This is a genomic window from Bradyrhizobium sp. CCBAU 45389 (assembly GCF_028128625.1).
GTDB lineage: Bacteria > Pseudomonadota > Alphaproteobacteria > Rhizobiales > Xanthobacteraceae > Bradyrhizobium > Bradyrhizobium liaoningense_B.
Genome location: NZ_LBIY01000053.1, coordinates 1 through 5,824 on the forward strand (window position 1 = coordinate 1; position 5,824 = coordinate 5,824).

General features: G+C 57.4%; 6 protein-coding genes and 1 pseudogene. 4 read left to right on the forward strand and 3 right to left on the reverse strand.

Annotated features, from left to right (window positions below):
* Positions 1 to 47: 47 nt before the first annotated feature.
* Together tnpA and XH79_RS07145 are read right to left on the reverse strand one after the other, a co-directional pair.
* Positions 48 to 377: an IS66-like element accessory protein TnpA gene (gene tnpA / locus XH79_RS07140; RefSeq protein WP_271581201.1), complete on the reverse strand. Its 330-nt coding sequence runs from the start codon at positions 375 to 377 to the stop codon at positions 48 to 50.
* Positions 378 to 464: 87 nt separating this feature from the next.
* Positions 465 to 626 carry a transposase gene (locus XH79_RS07145; protein ID WP_333938836.1) on the reverse strand — a complete coding sequence of 54 codons (162 nt, stop codon included), beginning with the start codon at positions 624 to 626 and terminating at the stop codon, positions 465 to 467.
* A gap of 1,345 nt (positions 627 to 1,971) precedes the next feature.
* On the opposite strand from XH79_RS07145, the pseudogene XH79_RS07150 reads away from it, so the two are divergent.
* The 4 genes and pseudogenes from XH79_RS07150 to XH79_RS07165 all read left to right on the forward strand — a co-directional run.
* A pseudogene (locus XH79_RS07150) lies at positions 1,972 to 2,491 on the forward strand (IS3 family transposase); the annotation flags it as partial.
* A 167-nt stretch (positions 2,492 to 2,658) separates the two neighbouring features.
* Positions 2,659 to 3,210: a hypothetical protein gene (locus XH79_RS07155; protein ID WP_271581202.1), complete on the forward strand. Its 552-nt coding sequence runs from the start codon at positions 2,659 to 2,661 to the stop codon at positions 3,208 to 3,210.
* Between the two features lie 680 nt (positions 3,211 to 3,890).
* The gene (locus tag XH79_RS07160) at positions 3,891 to 4,196 is read left to right on the forward strand and encodes a DUF3892 domain-containing protein (protein WP_271581203.1); all 306 of its coding nucleotides are present in this window, start codon (positions 3,891 to 3,893) and stop codon (positions 4,194 to 4,196) included.
* 387 nt (positions 4,197 to 4,583) lie between these two features.
* Positions 4,584 to 4,868 carry a DUF3892 domain-containing protein gene (locus XH79_RS07165; protein WP_271581204.1) on the forward strand — a complete coding sequence of 95 codons (285 nt, stop codon included), beginning with the start codon at positions 4,584 to 4,586 and terminating at the stop codon, positions 4,866 to 4,868.
* A gap of 110 nt (positions 4,869 to 4,978) precedes the next feature.
* Here XH79_RS07165 and XH79_RS07170 read toward each other — a convergent pair whose 3' ends face one another.
* Positions 4,979 to 5,386, reverse strand: a complete 408-nt coding sequence (locus XH79_RS07170; RefSeq protein WP_271581205.1) for a hypothetical protein — start codon at positions 5,384 to 5,386, stop codon at positions 4,979 to 4,981.
* Positions 5,387 to 5,824: the final 438 nt, after the last annotated feature.

The following is a 5,824-nucleotide window of genomic DNA, read 5'->3' on the forward strand; positions in this document are numbered from 1 at the left end:
ACACTGCTGGGGCCCGGCGTCACGCGACGCCGCGGCCAGCCGCGCGCCTAGCCTGTGCGGTAAAATACGCGCTTACCTGCCTTTCGCTCATGGCCAGCAACCGCGACCGGTGCCATGGCGTCTACCACCGCAGGTACAAACTGCGGATCGTCCGCTTCCGGCGCCGGCAACCGGCGTGCCTGCCGGCGCCAAGTGAACACTTGTTGCGGTGTCAGCCCGTGTCGTCGGGCAATCTCGGAAACCACCGCGCCCGGGACCAGTGTCTCCTCCACAATCCGGGCTTTGTCGTCCTTGGAGAACCAACGACGTCGGCCCGTCTCTGTGATCACTTCCAGCCGGCGCGCTGTCACGTCCGACTTAAGCGTATGGTCAAGCATAGACACAGGCCGATCCCTTCAAAGAGATCGCGAACCTGGCCCATCACAAACCCTAAGAGAAGGTGGGAGTGGAACGACGCTTACGACTCATCTGGGTGGCGAGAAGGTGTTCGTCGATTTCGCCCGGCGCCGCCAGTCGTGCACCTGCTGGGGGCGGCACCCATGGCGACGCGCGACATCTGTGATAATCGCCCCCGGCTCAAGGCTTTCCGCAGCAATCTGTGCCTTCAAATCGTCCGGCCAGCGCATTCGACCTGCGCCTGCGTACACTTCGATACGCGGTGACAAAGGTCGCCTTATGTCGTCCGAATGGTGTCCATTGTGTGAACCTTTGCAGAAGATGACTCTTCTAGCGGTGCTCTCACATTGAGCGCAAAAATTCTCAAGCGGCACCTACGCAGGTCATGAGTACGCTTCAGGACGGCTGCGCAATGCATGAAGAATGCGGTGTCGCGATCGGTGACATCTCCTTGTGGGACACCATGGGTAGGACGACGCCGCTGCGCGTCGCTTGGGGAAGTCCAAGCCAAATGGCGGGACAAGAGAATAACGCTGCATCTGCACGACACCTGCGAACGCGCGGTCGACAACGCAACGGCTGGCCTGCGGCGATGCAAGCGTGTGGCTTAACTTGACGAAGACGGTTTGCTGCCCTCCGCGGCCGCGATCCATGCCGCATTCCTCGCAGCGCTCGAAATCCCTTAGATTCGCGACACCGCCGAATATCTCGGATAGCAATAGCGATTTTACAAAGCCGCGTCGTGGGGATTCTCACGTCTCTCGAACTGAATCACTGTCGTACATAGACATGGAGTACCCCGAAAAAAGCAATGCGATCAAAACGAGCGCCATCGACACTGCCGTCGAGAGGTGCAATTCGTGCGCAGTGCTCAGTTGAAACTCATGTCTTGTCTAGAAGCACAACCGTACTTGTTTCGTAATCGTTCGAGTAGGACACCTTCCGTTTGACGCTGTTCAAACTCTTCGCCCACGCACCACTCATCGATAGTCCGCACGCGCCCGAACTGAGCGCGGAAACCTGACTCATGCTCCCAGATTGTACCCCACAGCCAGACTGAGCCAATTGCAAGAGCAACTGGCCCTTGCTGGCCCGTTGGTGGTGGAAGAAGAGGCGGGGACCGCCAGGTGTTTGCAAGCTCTCTCCGGGCCGGTACGCTCGTAATGAAGCGCTCGACCATGTCTCTGGTCTTGAAGGCATACACCCCGGCATGGCCACTATCGTTCATACCGCGGCCTGACATCGGCTCTTCAGGGTGCCAATGGCGCCAGCTGTGTGGTCCAAACAGATTCCCTTGCCAAGAGACAACCCAATACCGATAGCCAACAAGTTCGCCGACCACAAAGCTCATGCCGGTTCCTTTTCAGGCACCTTGGTCGGAACTTCGGGAAGATCAGGCGGTTCTGGACTGATCACAGGCTCGTTTAAAGGGATCACCTCATGTCGCCTGAGAGGTTCACCAATATCGGGTTCCATCGCTGTCCACCTCATTTGTGTCTTCTCTTGTACCCCTTTCGGCGTGGTTGTTTCTCATTTTCTTCAGGCAATTTAGAAGTACTTCTCTAGGAGACAGCAAGTGATCTTACGCCGGTAAACCATCCCACTAAGTACGACGGCCTGCTGCCGACTGAAATGCGAGGGTTGAAGCAGCTCGAGGACGAGAACGCCAAGCTGAAGAAGCTGGGCGGACCTGTCGCTCGACAAGGAGATGCTGCAGGAGGTGATCCGCCGAAAGCTATGAAGCTTGGCCGGAAGCGCAAGGTGGTCGACGAAATGTGCCGTGACTAGCGGGTGCAGATTGTGACGCTCTCCAGTTCGGCCGATCAACCTACGATTACCGGTCGCGTCGCTCCGGCCAGGCTGTCCTTGAAGATCGGATCAAGGAGATCTGCTATGTTCGCGCTCGCTACGGCTATCGCCGTGTGCACGTCTTGCTGCCCGCGAGGGATGGCGCCACGGCCAGAACAAGACCCGTCGCATCTATCGCGAATTGGGCCCGCAATTGCGCAACAAAACGCCGAAGCGTCGGGTTAAGGCCAAGTTGCGCGACGACCGCAAACCGGCGACGCGGTCGAACGAGACCTGGGCGATGGATTAGGGCGTAACGGAGGCGCGCAAGCCGCTCAAGCAGCAGACGCTCTGGTAAGTGCAGCCCACTCCGCTGATGACTTTGAGTTTTCTTGGGGATTGAGCTTACTTGCTGCGTGCAAGCCGGAGGTTTGGGTTCATAGTCTCTCCTACTTGGAATCGGAGGGCGTTGGCGTGACCCAACTAACCGTCGTCATCAAAAACTGTAACAGTGTGGACCGTGCCGAAATCAGCGTGCTGAAAGGCGCGCTGAATATCAAATATGGACCCAACGGCCTTGGCAAAAGTACCTTGGCAAAAGCCGTTGTCAGCCAGATTCGCGGAGATGGCACTCTCGGTGACCTCATGCCGTTCAAAAGCCGAGGCAAGGCTGATGCACAGTCGCCCACTGTGCAGGGCATTGACGGTATGACTTCCGCCCTTGTCTTCGATGAAGATTACGTCCAGCAGTTCGTTTTCCAGAAAGACGAAGTCCTTAAGAACAGCTTCGATATCTTTATTAAAACGCCGGACTATGTTGCGGCGATTGAGGCCATCGACATTCTACTCGCTGGTGTGAAGCGGAGACGCTCACCAACAATGCGGAAATCGAACAAACGATCTCCGACTTCAAAGAATTGCGAGATGCATTCGGCAAATCGAAGCCCGGTAACATCCCGAAGAACAGCAAGATCCATAAGGCGTCCGGCACCGGCAATAAGACCGAGAATATTCCGGAGGCGCTGAAGCCCTTCGAGACTTTCATCAAGAGCCAGGAACCCTCCAAATGGATCGGCTGGCAGATCAAAGGCAACGAGTATCTGAAGCTGGGCGACAAGTGCCCCTAGTCGAACTCCTTCGGCGCTGATGTTCACGAGTTTAAGGCAGGCCTTGTTGACCAGACCGTCGCCGAAGACCGGGGCTGACCACCTTTGTCCACGAGAGAGTCGTGCGGCACTCAACCCTCACCCTCTAGAAGATCGCGTATGCGCGCAGCGATCCGCCGGGCATCCTTCGGCCTAAGATTGGGCTTCACGCTATCGAGTATGCCCAACACTGCCTGAGCCTCAGCTGCATCAGATGTCGCGACTTGGCGATCTGCCAGGCTCAAAGACTGATCGGCCGCCCGGGCCTGATTGGCTGCAAGCACCTCAAGCGCTTGCGACCGTAGGGCTGTGATGTGTCGCTCGAATATGCGCATCCTTTGGCCCCACGGGGGGGGAGTTAGCGGCCACGTGACTCGGCGCTCAATCTGAGAGAAGAAGAAGCGCTGTCCCTACCACGCGCCCGCTAACTCCACTGCCAGCCTCAGCGACGGAATAAGGCTGACGGTAGGATACTTCCATCAGCAAAAGCCCTGGCACAACTACCTGAATTGGTCGGCAGCATGGTCCGCCACTGAACGCTACGCTGGTTGCTCTTTTTGCATGCGGAAGAAGAGGACCCCCGTGGCCAGACTCGCACGCGTTCGTTGCATCAGTAAGACCGACAGGACGAATCCACACGAGAGAATCAGCAGCATCGGCGGGGTATATTCGAACGGAAGTCAGTGGAAGCAATCTGTCGTTCAGACTATCAGAGACATCGAAAGCGGCGCGTGGGAATTCTATATCCAGGAAGACGGGCTCACGGCTGGTTTGATCGTGGCCAAACACGAAGGGCACAAGTACATCAAGACAACAGCGGACGGAATTCAGCCGAACAATCTCCTCTGGCTCCCTGAGTGTCCGTGATGGTTATCGACCCCAGATCGCGCTCACCGGCCTGCACGTCTAGAAGCCAGCCACTCTGCCAGCGGATCGCTCGATGCGGTCGCCCCGGTTTGCAGACCGGAAGCCCGGTCCAGCTACCAGTCAATCGCCTTGCGATCCCAACGCTGAGTGCCGGGGATCGCCCCGAAGTTAGCGGCAACGTGACTCGGCGCCCCGAGCGTTGGAGTTAGAGCGCTGTCCCTACCACGCCCCGCCAACTTCAACATGGCCAGCCTCAAGCGACTGAAGCTGACGGCGGAAAGTATCGTCCGGAAAGCACGTGGCGCAACTACCAGAATCGGTCGGCCCCACGTCGTCAGGCACTCTCTAATCTGGTCCGAAAGCTTGCCGAAACAGGAGACACCCAGCATGCCCAAACGCGTGCGCATTTGTTGTATAAACAAGAGTGACAGGCGAAGCGCACATGAGAGAATCAAATATGTCGGCGGGGTAAATTCAGACGGAACGCGATGGAAGCTATCCGTTAAGAAGACTATCCGAGACCTCGAAAGCCGCGAGTGGGAGTACTACGTCGAAGAATCAGGCGTCACTGCCGAGGTCATCGTCGCCACTGACGGCCGGCACAAGTACATCAAGACAACAGTGGACGGAATTCAGCCGAACAACCTCCTCTCCCTCCCTGAGTGTCCGTGAGGAATTATGAGTGCCAGATCGCAGGCAGTGCGGGCGAGACTCGGCGCTGTTCGGTTGCGTTCGATCAGACGCTGTCCCTGCCACACCCGCACTGCCGATTAAGTTAGCGGCTACTCGGCGCTTGAAAGGCCCCTGCGTTCACTCTGAGGCACAGGCACTATGGCTGCGCGACCACCCTTCAAGGCGTCGAGAATTTCAGCGACGACTTTGGATTCTATCTCCAGTGCGCGCAGATACGATTCTCCTTGGAGCAATGCCTGCCCTCGTCCGTTGGTGCTCAGCGCGCCGAAATACGCTTCGCCGTCAGCTCCAGCGGGGTGTAGCGAGAGGGTATCCAACGCTTCCCGGTACGCACCCTCCTCAAGGCCCAATTGCGAGAGCGGGATGACATTGCCTCCACGCCACGCTTCGATAACAGCGATAGCGAGTTCCTCGCGGGCAAGGATGTTGGTTTCTTCAGCCTCGCAAACGCGGTTATGCAGGGCCCCGTCGTTGTTTACGACTAAGCGGAGTTCCATTTTCGTCGTGCTCCTTTTGGACTCGACCGGGTGTCGGTTGACTGGACGAGAGCATTCCTTGAATTCCAGCAATCCTTCAATCTGGGAATACTGCGGATTGACGAAAAGCGAGCCCTGATGATAATTACAGCCTTAACTTGTAACGTGTGTAATCTGACAGATATTACAGGACTGAACGACTTAACGCCGCTCGGTGTACATCGGTGACCATGAAAAAAGCAGCGCAGATGCGACTCGGCGCCCATGTCGGCCCGGGGGCCTTGGACAAAGGCGCTGTCTCTGCCGCATCCGCACTCCGGGGGAGTTGGAGATGACGTGACTCGGCGCATTCCGCTGGAGGGAGGAAGGCGCTGTCCCTATCTCGTGCCGCTAACCCCAGAACGTGCTTCTACCGGGGAAGCCGTCTTAAGTGACCTACCAAGGTTGGTGGTCTTGCAG